A 16053-nucleotide genomic window follows, 5' to 3' on the forward strand; every position below is an offset into this window, starting at 1 on the left:
CGGCCGAATAAGGAGACCCGCATGAGACACGTACGCTTCCTTGCGACACTCGGCCTCGCCGTGCCCGTCGCGCTGCTCGCTGGCGGCTGTAGTCGTACGCTGGACACGACCGACAGCCGCACCGACGACCCCATCGGCGGGGTCGCGCAGCCCCTCGAGACCCCCGTCTGCTACGGGGGCCACCCCCAGCCCACGGGCTTCTGGGCGGGCGCCGACAACGCCGACGACGTGTATGGTGCGCTCAACGGGACGCTGGGCAGCGGGGTCACCTTCGCCTCCGGCAAGGTCGGCCAGGCCTTCGTCTTCAACGGCGCCAATGACATCAAGATCCCCGACTCTCCCTCGCTGACCTTCCCCACCACGTTGACGGTCGAAGCCTGGATCAACCCCACCAACGTCAACCCGCTGCAGATCATCGTCAGCAAGAACCGCGCGAACGGCGGGACCGGGTACAACTTCGGCATCAGCGGCGGCAAGCTGGGTTTCGGTTTCAACAACGGCACCAACTTCACGCTCTCGAGCACCACCACGCTGCCCGCCAACACGTGGACGCACGTGGCCGCCACCCGCAACGCCAACGTGGTGAAGCTCTACATCAACGGCGTCCTCGACGCGACCTCCACGAGCGCCCCCAACAGCGCATTGGGCGACAGCACCTTGCCGCTAACCATCGGCAGCGAGAACACGGTCTCGGGTCGCTTCTTCACGGGCCTCATCGACGAGCCGGCTGTCTGGGGTGCCGAGCTCACGGCCGCGCAGATCGCCGGCATCTATGATGCCGGCACGGCCGGCAAGTGCCACTGCGCTCCGAACCTCTGCGCGACCGGCACAATCTGCTCCCAGACCCCGAGCAGCTACACCTGCCGCGCGCCGGTCCTCGACTTCCAGACCCACCAGGACTTCCCCGCCGGCACCCGGCCCTTCGGCGTGGCGGTGGGCGACGTCAACAACGACGGCAAGCCGGACGTCGCCTTCACCCTCATCACTTCCGACCTCGTGAGCGTGCAGCTCGGCAACGGCGACGGCACGTTCGGGGCCGCCAGCACGTTCGCGGTGGGCAGCAACCCCAAGTTCGTGGAGATCGCCGACTTCAACGGCGATGGCAACGCCGACCTCGCCGTGAGCGGCGGCACCGTCGCGACGCACTACGTCAGCATCCTGCTCGGCAATGGTGACGGCACGTTCCAGGGCCGCGCCAACTACAACGTGAACAGCTTCGACCCGAGCGGCGCGGCGGTGGCGGACTTCAACGGCGACGGCAAGCTCGACATCGCCACCGCCAACTTCGTCGGCAGCACGGTCAGCATCCTGCTCGGCAACGGCGATGGCACGTTCCAGTCTGCCGTCACCTATCTCATGCTTGGCACTCCCAACTCCGTGGCCGCGGCCGACCTCAACGGCGACGGCAAGCTCGACCTCGTCACGGGCAACTACAACGGCAGGAACGTGGGCGTGCTGCTCGGCAACGGTGACGGCACGTTCCAGCCGGCAGTGACGATCATCATCTCACTGGGGGGCAGGTTCGTGCAGGCCGCGGCGGTGGGCGATCTCAACGGCGACGGCAAGCCCGACGTCGCCGCCAGCCTCTTCAACGACAAGCTCGTGAGCGTGCTCATCGGCAACGGCGACGGCACGTTCCAGTCCGCCATCGACTACCCCGTGGCCAACGGTGCTGGCGATCTGAAGATCGCCGACTTCAACGGCGACGGCCGAGCCGACATCGCCGGGACCCTCTACGGCTCCAACGCCGTGGGCGTGCTCCTTGGCAACGGCGACGGAACGCTCCAGTCCGCCAGCAACTTCGCCGTGGGCACCGGCCCCTTCTACATGGCGGTGGGCGACCTCAACGGCGACGGCAAGCGCGACATCGTCACCGCGAACTACACCGGCGGTAGCGGCAGCGTCCTCCTCAACGCGTCGCATTAGTGCATCCCGGGCAGGGCGGCCGCCGTCGCCGCCCTGCCTCCTCCATTTAGACACCCGCATCCTGGAACATCCTCAACGAGTAGAGGGCTGCCCTCGCGCGCCTCACATGTCCGGCTCGCACGTCCAGGCGAACTTCTCGTAGTAACGGTCACATTTGTAATGAGGGCCGCAGACCTCGGGGACGGCCGGGTCACAGGCCTTCCTGCAGTAACTCATCTGGCAGACGAAGCCCTCGGGGCAGGCAGGCGTGTGCTCCTCACCACAATGGATGAGACTGGCAGAACGGCGAGGAGCATACGCCAACGCATCACGGGTCGGCCCTGAACTGACACGCATGAGGGCACCCGGACTGCATCCACTCCTCAGGGGGAACTCGACATCGCTTCTTCCACTCCTCCTCACTCAAGTGGCAGTCGTGCCGGTGCATCTCCTCCGAGAGGTCCTTCGCCATCGCCCGGTCGATGGTTCCGCCTTCCCGCCACGTCTCTAAACACCCCGTCCCCATCGCCATCCATGCCGTGAACGTGAGAGACGATGCCACTGAAGTCATCCGGCCGGTGCCGGAAGCGCTCCAGCGCTGACCAAAGCTTGCAACTCTCGCCAATCAGCGGCTGAGGCCTGACCGCGAGTCGACGGAGAGGACGCATCGAGACCTCGGAGGAGAGAAACGCGCGACGTGGCGTTCTCCACTGACCCTTGCATACGAATGGCTGTGAACCTGGCATGGTCCGACGTGACGGCCCGCGCTCCGGGCGGCTTCCGGGCGCCTCTTCGCGTTAGCGCCGCAGCAGCGAGAGCGCGTTGGGCACGGCCGCGAAGCTCGCCGTGTTGTCGAAGATGCACCAGGTGCGCCGGCCCACCCGCTGGTGCGCCGACAACTCGCGGGCGAGCGCGTCCAGGTACGGCTCGGAGTAGTCCGAATGATAGATTCTGGGAGAGCCATGCAGCCGGTAGTACGCGACCTCGCCCCGTACGGGCACTTCGGGCACCACCTGTGGGTCGGCGCGCACCATCCCCACGCGCACGTCCGCGAGCAGCCGCTGTGCCTCCTCCGAGCACCAGGTCTCGTGGCGCGGCTCGCACACCACATCCCCCCGCGTGCGCGCACGCAGCGCCTCGAAGAAGGCTCCGGCCACCGCCCGCTCGAAACGCAGGCTCGGCGGCAGTTGCACCAGGAGGCAGCCCAGCTTCTCGTCCAGGTGGCCCACTTCCTCGAGGAAGCGCGCGAGAGGCTCCTCCGCGTCGCATAACCGACGCTCGTGGGTGATGACCTTGGGCACCTTCACCGCGAAGCGGAAGGCGGCGGGCACGCTGTCGCGCCAGCGCGCGTAGGTGGCCGGCCGGTGCGAGCGGTAGAAGGACGAGTTGATCTCCACCGCGGGGAGCACCTGGGCATAGCGCTCCAGGTGGCTGCCCCCGTCGGGGAAGAACCCCGCGACCGCGCTCGCGAGGCTCCATCCGGCACAGCCGATGAGGGTGGAGGGGCCTTCCATCGGTCCAGAAGGTGCCCACGGCGCCGCGCGGAGGGAAGCCTCCCTCGTTGCGCGTGGGTGGAGCCCGCGCGTTGGTGACGGTGGTGGCGCTGGCCGCCGGGGTGTGGCTGCAACCAGGGGGGCAGTGGCGCTTGTCGGCGCTGGCCCTGGTAGGGGCGGGGATCGGCGCGGTGCTGTGTTCAGGCCGGGTAGAGCACCAGAGGGAGCCTGCCCCTGCACCGCGACGGCGCTCAGGGGCAGCAGGTACAAATCGTCTGACACTTTCTCAGCGCTGGACGCTCAGGGGCACCAGAAGCCGCGGATGTTCAGGCTGGACTTGGTGCCGGAGCGAGTGGAGCAAGTGCCGGCCTTCCAGTTCGCCTCGTTCAGACGGATGGTGCTGCCGCTCACGCTCGACACGTAGGCCACGTGGCCGGCCGACTGGGAGGAGGGGATCATCGCCACGCAGCCCTTGCGGGCGGTGCTGCTGTTGATGATGGCAACCTTGTCGCTCCAGGTGTTGAGGCCGTAGGGCAGACGGGGTGCCAGACACCGCGCGTGCAGCACGCAGTTGTTGCAGTGGCCACAGGCCGCGGACTCAACCTGGGCGAGGTCCTCCTGCTGGGCGTCGGACACTTGCTCCGCGTCGTCCATCTCGTCCATCTCGGTGCCACCACATCCCGCGAGGGCGATGGAGACGGTGAGCAGGGAACGGGAGAGCAGGCGCGTGGGGAATTGGAACATGGATATGACTCCGGGACAGGCGGGGTTTGGGCGATGCTTGGGACGCGTCCGGAAGGAGGTCCGTAGCAACGGAAAATACATGAGCTCTCCGTGATTCAAAAAGAGCATGTAAAACATGTATAGATTGTCAGCTCGGAGGGGGAGCAGGCACCCGCCGTCACGCTCCACGAGGCGCTCGCGGCAGTGGACGATGTCACTGAAGTCATCCGGCCGGTGGCGGAGGCACCCCGCCGGAACGGGACCGGCTGCTTTCTGGACCCCGGACGCTGATTCAGGCATGCCGGAGGACTCCACTCACCGGCTCCAGGGACGGGGCCCCACCCGACGAAGGAAGTGCATGCGAGCCTGTCCATGCTGCATGGAGATGCTGACGCCCGGCATCCTGCGGTTCGGGGGCCGGCGCCTCGCCGGGCACTGCGAGGCATGTGGCGACGCCGTCTGCCAGGCGTGCCTGGGCCTCCACGTGCTGGAGGCCGGCGTCCTCCGCAAGCGCGCGGGCATGTCCGGACAGGAGCGCGGGCACGTGAAGGGACGGGTGTGCCGATCCTGCCTGTGGGAAGTCCTGACGGACCGGGGCGAGACGCCGCCTTTTGCCGCGCCTCGGGGACAACGCGAGCGCGCCGCTCGGGCCGCGCGGGAGGCCTGCGCCCACCCGGACGTGAAGCCGTGCATGGGCTTCTGCCCCGCCTGTGGTGACGAGGTCCCGTGGAAGGCCGAGCACGGCAACCCTTCCTGTGCGGGCTGCGGCGCGCCCTCGCATCAGCGCTTCAACTGCTGCTGGGCCTGCGGCGAGTCGTTCGACGAGGAGAACGAGCCCTCCCCTGTCGCGCGGGGGTACCGGCTGGAGTTCGACTGTGACTCCAGCGAGTGCACGGGGAAGCTGGCGTGGCTCATGCCGCACTGTCCGTGGTGTGGCGAGGCGAAGCGCTGGGAGCACGCGGAGGCTGGCGACCTGGAGTGCGTGGAGTGCGAGAGCCGCCTCGACCGGGCGTGGGCCTTCTGCGTGCGCTGTGGCGAGGAGGCACCGCTCCCCGACGACTGTCCCCGGTGTGGGTTGGGGCTGGACGAGGCCTCCTCCGCCGCCCGCTGCGAGCAGTGTCACCACCTCGTGTGCGGAGACTGCTGTGACCTTCGCGCTGTCCCGGCGGAGTCCGGGGAGCGACACGAGCGGCTGCTGTGCTCCGAGTGTGGAGCGGACTTCGCGCCGGCCGACGAGGCGGATGACGAGGAGGTCGAGCCCGAGGTGGAGGCCGAGGCCGAGCCCGAGCCGCGCGAGGAGGCTCCGCCGGAAGCACCACCGCCCTCGCCGTGGGAGGTGCTCGGCGTCGTGCCCGGAGCGCCGCTGGCGGAGGTGAAGCGAGCCTATCTGGCCCTGGTGGCGCAGTACCATCCCGACAAGGTCGCTCAGCTCGGGCCCAAGCTGCAGGTGCTGGCCCAGGAGGAGACGCGCCGCATCATCGAGGCCTGGGAGCAGGTCCGAAAGCAGGCGCGGCCCGGAGCCTGAGGCGGAACCACGGCCCGAGAGTGGGCTTGATCCGCTGACGTGGACAGTGGGGTTATGCTGCCAACTTCTGCCAGGTACAGCCACCCCTCGCGCGTGCCCACGTAGGTGATGTCCGTCGCCCAGGTGGTGTTGGGTTGCGCGGGAGAGAAATCCCTCGCGAGCACATTGGGCGCTATGGGCTGGGCGCGCAACTCCGCATGCACTCGCGGGCTGCCGTATGTGCGGCGACTGTCCGTGTAGCCGACTTACGAGGTATGTCCACAAAAGCGGCCTCGCGGTCCGCCACCCGGCCGCTCTCGATGAAGAGCGTGAGGTTCCACTTCCCGTCGTACCCCTCGGTCCAGCCGAAGCGGTCCCCGTTGTGGTCGAACTTGAAGGGGCGCGCGGCCTCCAGCTTGAAGCCAAGCCGCTGCTCCAGCTCGCCCACGAACCAGGCGATGCCGCGATCCTCGATGGTGTACTTGAGCCGCGCGTGCTTGCGGTTGGTCCGATCCGGGTGTCAAAGAACTCGAGCGACGCGACCTGGCACCACCCGCAGCGGGAAGGAGAAAGGCGGAAAGGGCGGGGAGGCGTTCATGACACCGTCTCCGGGACACCGTCTCCAGCGCCAGTAGAGGGCTGTCCTCGCGCGCCTCACATGTCCGGCTCGCACGTCCAGGCGAACTTCTCGTAGTAACGGTCACATTTGTAATGAGGGCCGCAGTCCTCGGGGACGGCCGGGTCACAGGCCTTCCTGCAATAGCTCATCTGACAGACGAAGCCCTCGGGGCAGGCAGGCGTGTGCTCCTCACCACAACGGATGAGACACGTTCCCCAGGCTTCGCGGGGGCGGCTGTAGGTATTCCACACCTGGCACTTCTGGCCCTCGGGACAGGGGGTCTCCTGGCAGTTCTGGCCATACACCTGCGTGCAGACCGACACGCCCTCCTCGCTGTTGGGCCGGATGCAGTCCTGACCCTCGGGACACGTACGGCCCTCACACGTGGGCAGGCAGGAAGGCCCATCGAGGCCCTCGCGGCAGAAGAATCCCTCCGGACAGCTCCCGGGCTCTTCCACCCGGCACGGCCGACCACACCGGCGGTTCTGGCAGAGGAAGCCTCGTTCGCATGAGGCTTCACGTGAATCGGACATGTCCAAGCAGGGCTCCCCCTCCTTTCGCTCACCCACGAGCGTGCACTGGCGGAGTCGAGGCCCTCCCTTTACTGTCTCCACCGTGCGGCACACCATGTCCTCTGCGCATTGCTGATCCGTCATGCACCGGCTGTCGGTGCAGTACGTCCACATGGACCGTGCATTGAAGAAGCAAGCGAGCGGTGGCTCACAGTCCTTGCGGTCCGCGCAGGGGCGCTCGTAGGTCATCAGGCTCTGGCGCTCTCCGGGAGAGAGCATCGGGACAAGCCTCGCCGCGGGAGCCGACCGAAATCCTCCCAGCATGGCCGTATAGATGACCCATGCCAATGGCAGGACCAGGAAGATACCTGGCAGAACAGCAAGGAGCGTACGCCAACGCATCACGGGTCGACCCTGAACTGACACGCATGCGGGCACCCGGACTGATTCCACTCCTCAGGGGGAACTCGACATCGCTTCTTCCACTCCTCCTCACTCAAGTGGCAGTCGTGCCGGTGCATCTCCTCCGAGAGGTCCTTCGCCATCGCCCGGTCGATGGTGCCACCTTCCCGCCACGTCTCTAAACACCCCGTCCCCATCGCCATCCATGCCGTGAACGTGAGCACTCCTCGCCAGCGCATGTGTCCTTCTCCTCGAGGAGGGCCAGGTCGACTGGAACAGTGGTACGAATTCGTCAAGAGAGAGCGCCGCTGGCATCGGTAGCAGCGCTCCCAGCCATGCCGGGCACCCTGCTCTACCCGCTCACCTCCCGGGAGGAGCCCGGGCTGGCGACGAGCCCCGAGCGCACGGTGAAGTCGCCGAAGCCTTCACCCGGCCGCCTGTCCTTCGCGTACGCGGCGAACACCGGCTCGAGCGCCTCCAGCAGGCCCGCCTCGTCGATGTTCTCGCGGTACAGCCGATTGAGGCGCTGCCCGCGCACGTCTCCGCCGAGGAACAAGTTGTAGCGGCCCGGCGCCTTGCCCACGAGCGCGAGCTCCGCGAGGTAGGGCCGGGCACACCCGTTGGGGCAGCCGGTGATGCGCAGGTGGATGTTGTCCTTCTCCAACCCGTGCGCCGCCATGCGCGTCTCCAGCAGGCCCACGAGGTCGGGCAGGTAGCGCTCGGCTTCCGCCATCGCCAGGGCGCACGTCGGCAGCGCCACGCAGGCCAGCGCGTTGCGCCGCAGGGGGCTCGCGCGCTGGTAGCCCGCGAGGCCATGCGCCGCCACCAGGGACTCGATGGCCGGCCGGTCCTCGGAGGCGATGCCCGCGATGATGAGGTTCTGGTTGGGCGTGAGCCGGAAGTCACCCCGGTGCACCCGGGCGATCTCCCGCAGGCCCGTCAGGTGCGTGCTCCCCTCGCGGTCCGCCACCCGGCCGCTCTCGATAAAGAGCGTGAGGTTCCACTTGCCGTCGTACCCCTCGGTCCAGCCGAAGCGGTCCCCGTTGTGGTCGAACTTGAAGGGGCGCGCGGCCTCCAGCTTGAAGCCGAGCCGCTGCTCCAGCTCGCCCACGAACCAGGCGATGCCGCGATCCTCGATGGTGTACTTGAGCCGCGCGTGCTTGCGGTTGGTCCGGTCCCCGTAGTCACGCTGGACCTTCACCACGTTCTCGGCCACCACGAGCAGCCGCTCGGGCGGGACAAAGCCAATCACGTCCGCGAGCCGGGGGAAGGTCGCGTTGTCGCCGTGCGTGGCGCCCATGCCGCCGCCCACCACGACGTTGAAGCCCACCAGCTCCCCCGCCTCCAGGATGGCGATGAAGCCCAGGTCCTGGGAGAAGACGTCCACGTCGTTGAGGGGCGGCACCACGACGGCCGTCTTGAACTTGCGCGGCAGATAGGTGGAGCCATAGATGGGCTCCTCCTCGCCCCCCTCGACCTTCTCCTCGTCCAGCCAGATCTCGTAGTAGGCGCGCGTCTTGGGCAGCAGGTGCTCGGAGAGGCGCTGGGTCCACTGCTGCACCAGCGCGTGCGCGCGCGAGTCCACCGGATTGGGATTGCACATCACGTTGCGGTTGACGTCGCCGCAGGCGGCGATGGTGTCGAGCAGCGTGGCTTTCATGGCCGCGATGGTGGGCTTGAGATCGCCCTTGAGCACGCCGTGGAGCTGGAACGCCTGACGCGTGGTCATCCGCAGCGTCCCGTTGGCGTGGGTGCGCGCCAGTTCGTCCAGCACGAGCCACTGCTTGGGGGTACACACCCCGCCGGGCAGGCGGGTGCGGAGCATGAAGCTGTAGGCGGGCTCCAGCTTCTGCTGCCGGCGCTCCTCGCGGATGTCCCGGTCGTCCTGCTGGTAGCTGCCGTGGAACTTGATGAGCTGGGTGTCGGCCGGGGCGATGGCGCCCGTGAGCGGATCGGCCAGGCTCTCCGCCAGCGTGCCGCGCAGGTGCCGGCTGCGCGCCTTGATGTGCTCCACCTCGGCCAGGGGGGCGGACGTCGGATTCTTGCTCATGGGATGACCTCGCCTCAGTAGACGTCGCGCAGGTAGCGCTGCTGCTCGCGCAGGGTTTCGAGATGGGCCCGGGCGTCTTCCCGGCTCTTGCCGCCATGGGCCACGTAGATGTCGATCAGGGCCTCGTGGACGTCCGGGGCCATGCGCTGGGCCTCGCCGCAGACGTAGAGCGAGGCGCCGCCTTCCAGCCAAGCGTGCACGTCACGCCCCTTCTCGCGCAGGCGGTGCTGGACGTAGACCTTCTGGCCCTGGTCCCGCGAGAACGCCACGTCCAGCCGGTGCAGCTCGCCCTTCTTCACCGCCTCCTGCCACTCCACCTGGTAGAGGAACTGGCTGCGGAAGTGCTGCTCGCCGAAGAAGAGCCAGTTGCGGCCACTCGCTCCGGTCTCGGCCCGCTCCTGCACGAAGGCGCGGAATGGCGCCACGCCCGTACCCGGGCCGATCATCAGGATGTCCCGCGAGGGATCCGCCGGCAGGCGGAAGCGCTCGTTGGACTCGATGAACACCTCCACCACGTCCTCCTCCGCCGTACGCGTCGAGAGATAGGAGGAGGCGGCGCCGAAGTGCCGGGTGCCGAAGGCCTCGTAGTCCACCCGGGCCACCGTCAGGTGCACCTCGTCCCCCACCCGCTTCTGGCTGGAGGCGATGGAGTAGAGCCGCGGCGTCAGACGGCGCAGCGCGCCCACCAGCTCCTTCGCGTTCCACTCGGCGGGATGGGCCCGGAGCAGATCGATGACCTGATGGCTGTCGAGCAGCTTGCGCAGGCCCGCGGCGTTCTCGGGGGCGAGCAGCCGCTTCAGCTCCGCGTCACCGGTGCGCTCGGCATGGCTCGTCAGGAAGGGCCGGCTCAGGCGGGTGATCTCCAGTCCCTCGGACAGCCAGCGGTGCAGCGGCAGCGCGCGGCCGTCTCGAGACACCTCGGTGGCGCCATCGAGCTTCAGCGTGGAGAGCACCGCGTCCACCAGCTCGGGGGGATTGCGCGGCACCACCCCGAGCGCGTCTCCCGGCTCGTAGCGCAGACCCGAGCCCTCGAGCGACAGCTCCACGTGGCGCACGTCCTTGAGGGCCCCGCGGCCGGTGATGCGCTGGTTGGCCAGCACCTGGGCGGGATAGGGATTCTCCCGGCTGAAGGTGGGCGCCATGGACGCGGTGGGCAGTTGCGTCACGGTGGCGACGGGAGCGCCCAGCTCCGTGCGCGCACGCTCCAGGGCCTGTCCCAGCCAGGGCTCGGCGACCGGCTCGAAGTCCACGTCGCAGTCGGCGCGAGAGAACAGCCGCGCGGCGCCCAACTGCGCGAAGCGCTCGTCGAGCACGCGGCCGACCTCGCAGAACCTGGCGTAGCTCGAGTCCCCGAGCGACAGCACCGAGAACTGGAGCTGGTTGAGCGCCGGGGCGCGCTTGCCCATCACGAAATCGAAGAAGCCGCGCGCGTCATCCGGGGGATCGCCATCCCCCTGGGTGCTGATGACCACGTACAACACCCGCTCGTTCTTCAGCTCGCGCGTGGGGTACTCCCCGGCGCGGAAGATACGCACGGCGACCCCGGCGGACTCCAGGCGCTGCTTGAGGCGCTCGGCGAGCTGCCGGCTGTTGCCCGTCTGGGTGCCGTAGACCACGGTCACCGGCGTCTGGGGCGTGGCCTGGGGCACGGCCGTCGGCTGGGACTGGGGCGCGGACACCGGCAGGGACCGGGCGGCGAGCCCGGCGAAGTACCCGCTCAGCCAGTTGAGCGCCGAGGCATCGAGCCCCTCGACGAGGCGCTGCAGCAGCGCGCCCTTGTCCGCGCCCAGCGGCGTGGCCAGGGTGGCGATGGAGGATGCATTCACGGAGGCACTCAAGACGTCTTCTCCTGCGCGTCGAGCACGCGCTTGACCTGCGTGTCCACGTCCTCCGAGGGCTCCAACTCGAGCCAGGGGACGCCGGCGCCACGAAGCTGTTCCTTCAAGACCAGACGCGCCTGGGGAACCGGGGTGTAGAGAATGGCGAGCAGTCCCGCCTCGGCCAGCGCGAGGGCGTTCTCCGCGTCCCCACGCACGGTGGCGGTGTGCCGGCCCTGAGCGAAGAGGGCACGCTCCAGGCGGAGCGCGGCGTCACGCACCTCGGGGGTGCCCGTGAGCAGGAGGACCGCTCCGGACTGGCCCAGGCGCTCGCGCCGCTCGCTGGCGGAGACGAGGGAGCGCGTCTCGCCGGCGCCCTGCCCGCCCGCGCCGCCGAGGATCATCCCCGCGGCGACGGTGTCGTTGGTGAGCGGATCCACGACGATGAAGGCACCCGTGCGGCGGTTGTCCCGGTAGGGATCGCACACCACCGGCCGCTTGCAGACGAGCCGCACCTTCGCGATGTCATTGAGCCCGAGCGTCGGGGCGGGCTGCTCGGACAAGTCCTCCAACTCCTTGCGCCAGAGCACCTGCTCGATGTGGGCGGGGACGTACTTGGAGGTGTGCTTCACGAGGTAGCGGCGCGAGGTGTCCAGGCGCTCCTCGCCGAACCAGACCAGCATGGCCTCCATGTCCTGGAGCACCCGCGGGGGCTGCTCGGCGTGGGCGATCAGATCTCCCCGGCTGATGTCCACCTCGTCCGTCAGGCGCAGCGTCACCGAGGCGGGCGCGCTGGCTTCCTCCAGGCGGCCATCGAAGGTGTCGATGGACGCGATGTGCGTGCGCCGCCGGGAGGGATACACGACGACCTCGTCCCCCAGGCGCACCTTGCCGGAGACGATCTGCCCGGCGAAGCCGCGGTAGTCCAGGTCCGGGCGCAGCACGTACTGCACGGGGAAGCGGAAGGCCGCGTCCTCCTGCCGGCGCTCGTGCGGCAGCGTCTCCAGCCACCCGAGCAGCGTCTCGCCGTCGTGCCAGGGGGTGCGGGCACTCGGCTGGGTGATGTTGTCACCCGTGCGCGCGCTGATGGGGAAGAAGCGCACCTGCTCGAAGCCGAGCGTGCGGGAGAAGTCCTCGAACTCCGTGGTCAGGCGCTCGTACACCGCCTGATCGAAGTCCATCAGGTCCATCTTGTTGATGGCCACCGCCAGGTAGGGAATGCCCAGCAGCGAGGCGATGTACGCGTGCCGCCGCGTCTGCGGGAGGATGCCCAGGCGCGCGTCCACCAGGATGACGGCCGCGTCGGCCGTGGAGGCCCCGGTGGCCATGTTGCGCGTGTACTGGAGGTGTCCCGGCGTGTCCGCGACGATCACCTTGCGCCGCTTCGTGGAGAAGTAGCGGTAGGCCACGTCGATGGTGATGCCCTGCTCGCGCTCGGCGCGCAGCCCGTCGGTGAAGAGCGAGAAGTCGATCTCCCCGCCCGCGCTCGCGCGCTTCACCGCCGCCACCTGATCCTCGAAGAGCCCGTTGCACTCGTAGAGCAGCCGGCCGATGAGCGTGGACTTGCCATCGTCCACCGAGCCCACCACCGCCAGGCGCAACAATTCCTTCTCGGCGTGCTCGGCGAGGAAGCCCTGGACGTCCGTCCTACCTTGAACCTGAGTCTCGGCGCTCATCTTAGAAATACCCCTCGCGCTTCTTGAGCTCCATCGAGCCTTCCTCGTCGTGATCGATGAGCCGGCCCTGCCGCTCGGACACGCGGGACTCCACCATCTCCGTGATGATGTCCTCGACGGACGCCGCCGAGGACTCCACGGCGCCACTGAGCGGATAGCAGCCCAGGGTGCGGAAGCGCACCCGCTTGTTCACGGGCTTCTCGCCCGGCCGCAGCCGCATGCGCTCGTCATCCACCATGATCCACTGGCCGTTGCGGCTCACCACCGGGCGCTCGGCGGCGAAGTACAGCGGGACCACGGGGATGCGCTCCTTGAGGATGTAGTGCCACACGTCCAGCTCGGTCCAGTTGGACAGCGGGAAGACGCGCATGCTCTCGCCCGCGTCGATGCGGCCGTTGTAGAGGTTCCACAGCTCGGGCCGCTGCTTGCGCGGCTCCCATTGCCCGTGCCGGTCGCGGAAGGAATACACGCGCTCCTTGGCCCGGGACTTCTCCTCGTCGCGGCGGGCGCCGCCGAAGGCCGCGTCGAAGCCGTGCAGCGCGAGCGCCTCGAGCAACGACTGCGTCTTCATGGCGTGCGTGTACTTCTGGCTGCCATGGTCGAAGGGGTTGATGCCCTCGGCGAGCGCCTTCTTGTTCTGGTGCACCAGGAGGTTCAACCCGTGGCGCGCCGTGAACTCGTCCCGGAACCTGTACATCTCCCGGAACTTCCACGTGGTGTCCACGTGGAGCAGGGGAAACGGCAGGGGCGCCGGATGGAACGCCTTGCGCGCCAGGTGCAAGAGCACCTGCGAGTCCTTGCCAATGCTGTAGAGCATCACCGGACGGGCGAACTCCGCCGCCGTCTCCCGGAGGATGTGGATGCTCTCCGCCTCGAGCACCGAGAGGTGCGAGTGCCTCGCCGCCAACGTCTCACTCATGTCCCGCCTCGACCTTGAGAAATTGCTCCGGCCCGGCCATGCCCGGCCGCGTCCTGGCCAGCGTGGGCAGTTGGGCCCGGAGGGAAACGACCTCGCCCACCACCAGCAGGGCGGGAGAACCCACCGCCTCCTCCCGGGCCCGCGCGGCGACGGACGCCAGCGGCGCCTCGAGCACGCGCTGGTGCGCCCAGGTGCCCGCCTCCACGATCGCCGCCGGGGTGGACGGCGCGCGGCCCGCGGCGATGAGCGCGAGCGTCACCTCCTCCAACCGGCGGCCCGCCATGAAGAGCACCAGCGTCTCCGCGCCCGCCAGGTGCGCCCAGTCCGGCGCCTGGCCCGTGCGGTGCGCGGTGGCGAACGTCACCGAGCCCGACACCCCCCGGTGGGTGACGGGAATGGCCGCCGCCGCCGGAGCCGCCAGGCCACTGGAGACGCCCGGGACGACCTCGTAGGCGATGCCCGCCGCCTCCAGCGCGAGCGCCTCCTCCCCACCCCGGCCGAACACGAAGGGGTCTCCCCCCTTGAGCCGCACCACCGAGCGGCCCAGCCGCGCCTGGGCGATGAGCAGCGCGTGGATCTCCTCCTGCGCCACCGACTCGCCCCCGCCCTCCTTGCCCACGAACACCAGCCGCGCGTGGGGCCGGGCATGCGTGAGGACTTCCGGGTGGATGAGGCGGTCGTACACCACCGTGTCCGCGCTCGCGAGCAGCCGGGCCGCGCGCAGCGTGAGCAGGCCGGGATCTCCCGGGCCCGCCCCCACCAGGTACACGATGCCCTCGACGTGTTGACTCATGTCGTCTCTCCAAAGTTCTTCAGCGCGGCGCGCACCCGGGCCCAGGCTTCCCGGCGCCGTCCGCTCACCAGCAGCTCCCCCGCCTCGCCCTCCACCAGCTCCTTGAGCAGCCGCATCCGCGCGGGCCCCTGCGGCAGACGCTTGCGCAGCCACCCCATCAGCCGCGCGAGCCGCACGTGCCCGGGCTGCACCTGCTCCAGGAACCGCTTGCGCAGCAGCCGCGCCAGCGCGGGCGCCTGGCCCGAGGTGGACACCGCCACGACGATGGGCCCGCGCCGGCCCACCGACGGCAGCGTGAAGTCACACAGCTCCGGCACGTCCGCCGTGTTGAGCCACACGCCGCTCGCGCGGGCCTCGGCCGCCACGGCCTCGCTCACCCGCGAGTCGTCCGTGGCCACGAACACCAATTCCTGCCCCCGGGTGTCTCCGGGCTCCCAGGCGCGCTCGAGCAACTCCAGACGGCCCGCGTCCGCGAGCTGGCGGATGCCACGGCCCACCACCGGCGCCACCACGCGCAGCCGGGCTCCCGCCTCGACGAGCTGCCGGCTCCGCTCCTCGGCGATGGTGCCGGCTCCGACCAGAAGCACCCGCCGGCCCTCCAGACGAAGGCAGACGGGAAAGTCCACGGGCGTGCTCATGAGACCATCACTCGGAACTGGATCCTGGATTTCATTCAGCGCTTCACGTGCAGGCCGCACTCACGGTTGTCGGGCGATTCCCACCACCAGCGGCCCGCACGCTCGTCCTCATACGGCTTCACCGCGCGCGTGCAGGGCGCGCAGCCGATGGAAGGGTAGCCGCGATCATGCAGCGCGTTGTAGGGGACTCCGTGGGCCTTGATGTACGCCCACACTTCCCGGGACGTCCACCGAGCGAGCGGGTTCACCTTGAGCAGGCCATGCGTCACATCCGCCTCGAGCGCCTGGACCTCCGTGCGCGTGACGGACTGCTCGCGCCGCAACCCCGTCACCCACGCCTCCCGCCCCGACAGCGCGCGCTTGAGCGGCTCCACCTTGCGCACGCCACAACACTCCTTGCGCTCCTCGATGCTCTGCTTGAACGAGAAGTACCCCTTGGTGGACTCCAGCGCCTCCACCCGCGCGCGCTCGGGGAAGAACGTTTCGATCTCCACGCCATAGCGGCGGCGCACCACGTCCATCACCTCGTAGGTCTCCGGCGGCAGCCGTCCCGTATCCAACGTGAACAGGCGCACGCTCGGCGCGTGGGCTCGCGCCAGATCGATGAGGACCATGTCCTCCGCCCCAAAGCTCGAGGCGATGACCGCACGGGCCCCGAAGCGCCGCTCCACCCACGCGAGCACCCGCTCGGCGGGGGCGTCGAGCAGCTCCTCGGAGGTGGCACGCAGTTCCTCGGGCGAAAACGCGGGCGATGACAAGGAAGACGCGGACATGGCTGACCCCGACGGAAAAAAGAACGGCCCGCCCCTCGAGCGAGGCCGGGCCGTACGTGTCGCCGGACAACGGCCCCGTTGGACCGACTGCCCCCGGCGAGATTTCTCACCGCGCCCCCGGTCCTCGGCGGCCAGCGAAGCGCGCTACAGCATGAGTAGAGCGGTAATTACCGCCCGGCCCTTTCTCCGTCAAGGTGGAGGGAACGCCAATATGACGGACGGTCTCCTC

12 protein-coding genes and 2 pseudogenes are annotated in these 16053 nt (G+C 69.0%); 2 read left to right on the forward strand and 12 right to left on the reverse strand.

Translation table 11 applies throughout. From position 1 onward, the window contains the following. Window positions 1–21 precede the first annotated feature (21 nt). The gene (locus F0U63_RS30475; protein ID WP_395835166.1) at window positions 22–1926 is read left to right on the forward strand and encodes an FG-GAP-like repeat-containing protein; all 1905 of its coding nucleotides are present in this window, start codon (window positions 22–24) and stop codon (window positions 1924–1926) included. Between the two features lie 776 nt (window positions 1927–2702). Here the strand turns inward: F0U63_RS30475 and F0U63_RS30480 are convergent. Beyond that, window positions 2703–3419 (reverse strand): DUF72 domain-containing protein, encoded by a 717-nt coding sequence (locus tag F0U63_RS30480; protein ID WP_395835168.1) that lies wholly within the window; start codon window positions 3417–3419, stop codon window positions 2703–2705. A gap of 279 nt (window positions 3420–3698) precedes the next feature. Next, window positions 3699–4142 carry a CHAP domain-containing protein gene (locus F0U63_RS30485; protein WP_395835170.1) on the reverse strand — a complete coding sequence of 148 codons (444 nt, stop codon included), beginning with the start codon at window positions 4140–4142 and terminating at the stop codon, window positions 3699–3701. A 337-nt stretch (window positions 4143–4479) separates the two neighbouring features. Here F0U63_RS30485 and F0U63_RS30490 point away from each other — a divergent pair, with 337 nt between their 5' ends. Next, entirely contained in the window at window positions 4480–5646 is a 1167-nt protein-coding gene (locus tag F0U63_RS30490) for a DnaJ family molecular chaperone (RefSeq protein ID WP_395835172.1), read from the forward strand. Window positions 5647–5708: 62 nt separating this feature from the next. Here F0U63_RS30490 and F0U63_RS30495 read toward each other — a convergent pair. The 10 genes and pseudogenes from F0U63_RS30495 to F0U63_RS30540 form a co-directional block, all read right to left on the reverse strand. Beyond that, window positions 5709–5885: pseudogene (locus F0U63_RS30495) on the reverse strand (IS3 family transposase); the annotation flags it as partial. Further along, window positions 5870–6139: pseudogene (locus tag F0U63_RS30500) on the reverse strand (sulfite reductase); the annotation flags it as partial. The pseudogenes F0U63_RS30500 and F0U63_RS30495, both read right to left, overlap by 16 nt. A 140-nt stretch (window positions 6140–6279) precedes the next feature. After that, the gene (locus tag F0U63_RS30505; RefSeq protein ID WP_395835174.1) at window positions 6280–6777 is read right to left on the reverse strand and encodes a hypothetical protein; all 498 of its coding nucleotides are present in this window, start codon (window positions 6775–6777) and stop codon (window positions 6280–6282) included. A 733-nt stretch (window positions 6778–7510) separates the two neighbouring features. Continuing rightward, a complete protein-coding gene (cysI, locus tag F0U63_RS30510; RefSeq protein ID WP_395835176.1) occupies window positions 7511–9208 on the reverse strand; it encodes an assimilatory sulfite reductase (NADPH) hemoprotein subunit in 1698 nt (565 codons plus the stop codon). A gap of 14 nt (window positions 9209–9222) precedes the next feature. Next, window positions 9223–11046, reverse strand: a complete 1824-nt coding sequence (locus F0U63_RS30515; protein ID WP_395835178.1) for an assimilatory sulfite reductase (NADPH) flavoprotein subunit — start codon at window positions 11044–11046, stop codon at window positions 9223–9225. Continuing rightward, the gene (locus F0U63_RS30520; protein WP_395835180.1) at window positions 11043–12701 is read right to left on the reverse strand and encodes a GTP-binding protein; all 1659 of its coding nucleotides are present in this window, start codon (window positions 12699–12701) and stop codon (window positions 11043–11045) included. Before F0U63_RS30520 ends, F0U63_RS30515 begins: the two co-directional genes overlap by 4 nt. 1 nt (window position 12702) lies before the next feature. Beyond that, window positions 12703–13620: a sulfate adenylyltransferase subunit CysD gene (gene cysD, locus F0U63_RS30525; RefSeq protein WP_395835182.1), complete on the reverse strand. Its 918-nt coding sequence runs from the start codon at window positions 13618–13620 to the stop codon at window positions 12703–12705. Continuing rightward, window positions 13613–14413: a uroporphyrinogen-III C-methyltransferase gene (cobA, locus tag F0U63_RS30530; RefSeq protein ID WP_395835184.1), complete on the reverse strand. Its 801-nt coding sequence runs from the start codon at window positions 14411–14413 to the stop codon at window positions 13613–13615. The genes cysD and cobA overlap by 8 nt, the downstream gene beginning before the upstream one ends. Then, window positions 14410–15051: a bifunctional precorrin-2 dehydrogenase/sirohydrochlorin ferrochelatase gene (locus F0U63_RS30535; RefSeq protein WP_395835186.1), complete on the reverse strand. Its 642-nt coding sequence runs from the start codon at window positions 15049–15051 to the stop codon at window positions 14410–14412. The genes cobA and F0U63_RS30535 overlap by 4 nt, the downstream gene beginning before the upstream one ends. A 35-nt stretch (window positions 15052–15086) precedes the next feature. Then, window positions 15087–15824: a phosphoadenylyl-sulfate reductase gene (locus tag F0U63_RS30540; RefSeq protein ID WP_395835188.1), complete on the reverse strand. Its 738-nt coding sequence runs from the start codon at window positions 15822–15824 to the stop codon at window positions 15087–15089. Between the last annotated feature and the right edge of the window lie 229 nt (window positions 15825–16053).

The organism is Cystobacter fuscus, from assembly GCF_044360685.1.
Taxonomy (GTDB): domain Bacteria; phylum Myxococcota; class Myxococcia; order Myxococcales; family Myxococcaceae; genus Cystobacter; species Cystobacter fuscus_C.

What these genes read in the sequence shown, in the direction of transcription:
- cysI (WP_395835176.1), bottom strand. Translation starts at nt 9,208, where the DNA reads ATGAGCAAGAATCCGACGTCCGCCCCCCTGGCCGAGGTGGAGCACATC.
- F0U63_RS30535 (WP_395835186.1), bottom strand. Translation starts at nt 15,051, where the DNA reads ATGAGCACGCCCGTGGACTTTCCCGTCTGCCTTCGTCTGGAGGGCCGG.
- F0U63_RS30475 (WP_395835166.1), top strand. Translation starts at nt 22, where the DNA reads ATGAGACACGTACGCTTCCTTGCGACACTCGGCCTCGCCGTGCCCGTC.
- cysD (WP_395835182.1), bottom strand. Translation starts at nt 13,620, where the DNA reads ATGAGTGAGACGTTGGCGGCGAGGCACTCGCACCTCTCGGTGCTCGAG.
- cobA (WP_395835184.1), bottom strand. Translation starts at nt 14,413, where the DNA reads ATGAGTCAACACGTCGAGGGCATCGTGTACCTGGTGGGGGCGGGCCCG.
- F0U63_RS30485 (WP_395835170.1), bottom strand. Translation starts at nt 4,142, where the DNA reads ATGTTCCAATTCCCCACGCGCCTGCTCTCCCGTTCCCTGCTCACCGTC.
- F0U63_RS30480 (WP_395835168.1), bottom strand. Translation starts at nt 3,419, where the DNA reads ATGGAAGGCCCCTCCACCCTCATCGGCTGTGCCGGATGGAGCCTCGCG.
- F0U63_RS30540 (WP_395835188.1), bottom strand. Translation starts at nt 15,824, where the DNA reads ATGTCCGCGTCTTCCTTGTCATCGCCCGCGTTTTCGCCCGAGGAACTG.
- F0U63_RS30520 (WP_395835180.1), bottom strand. Translation starts at nt 12,701, where the DNA reads ATGAGCGCCGAGACTCAGGTTCAAGGTAGGACGGACGTCCAGGGCTTC.
- F0U63_RS30490 (WP_395835172.1), top strand. Translation starts at nt 4,480, where the DNA reads ATGCGAGCCTGTCCATGCTGCATGGAGATGCTGACGCCCGGCATCCTG.
- F0U63_RS30505 (WP_395835174.1), bottom strand. Translation starts at nt 6,777, where the DNA reads ATGTCCGATTCACGTGAAGCCTCATGCGAACGAGGCTTCCTCTGCCAG.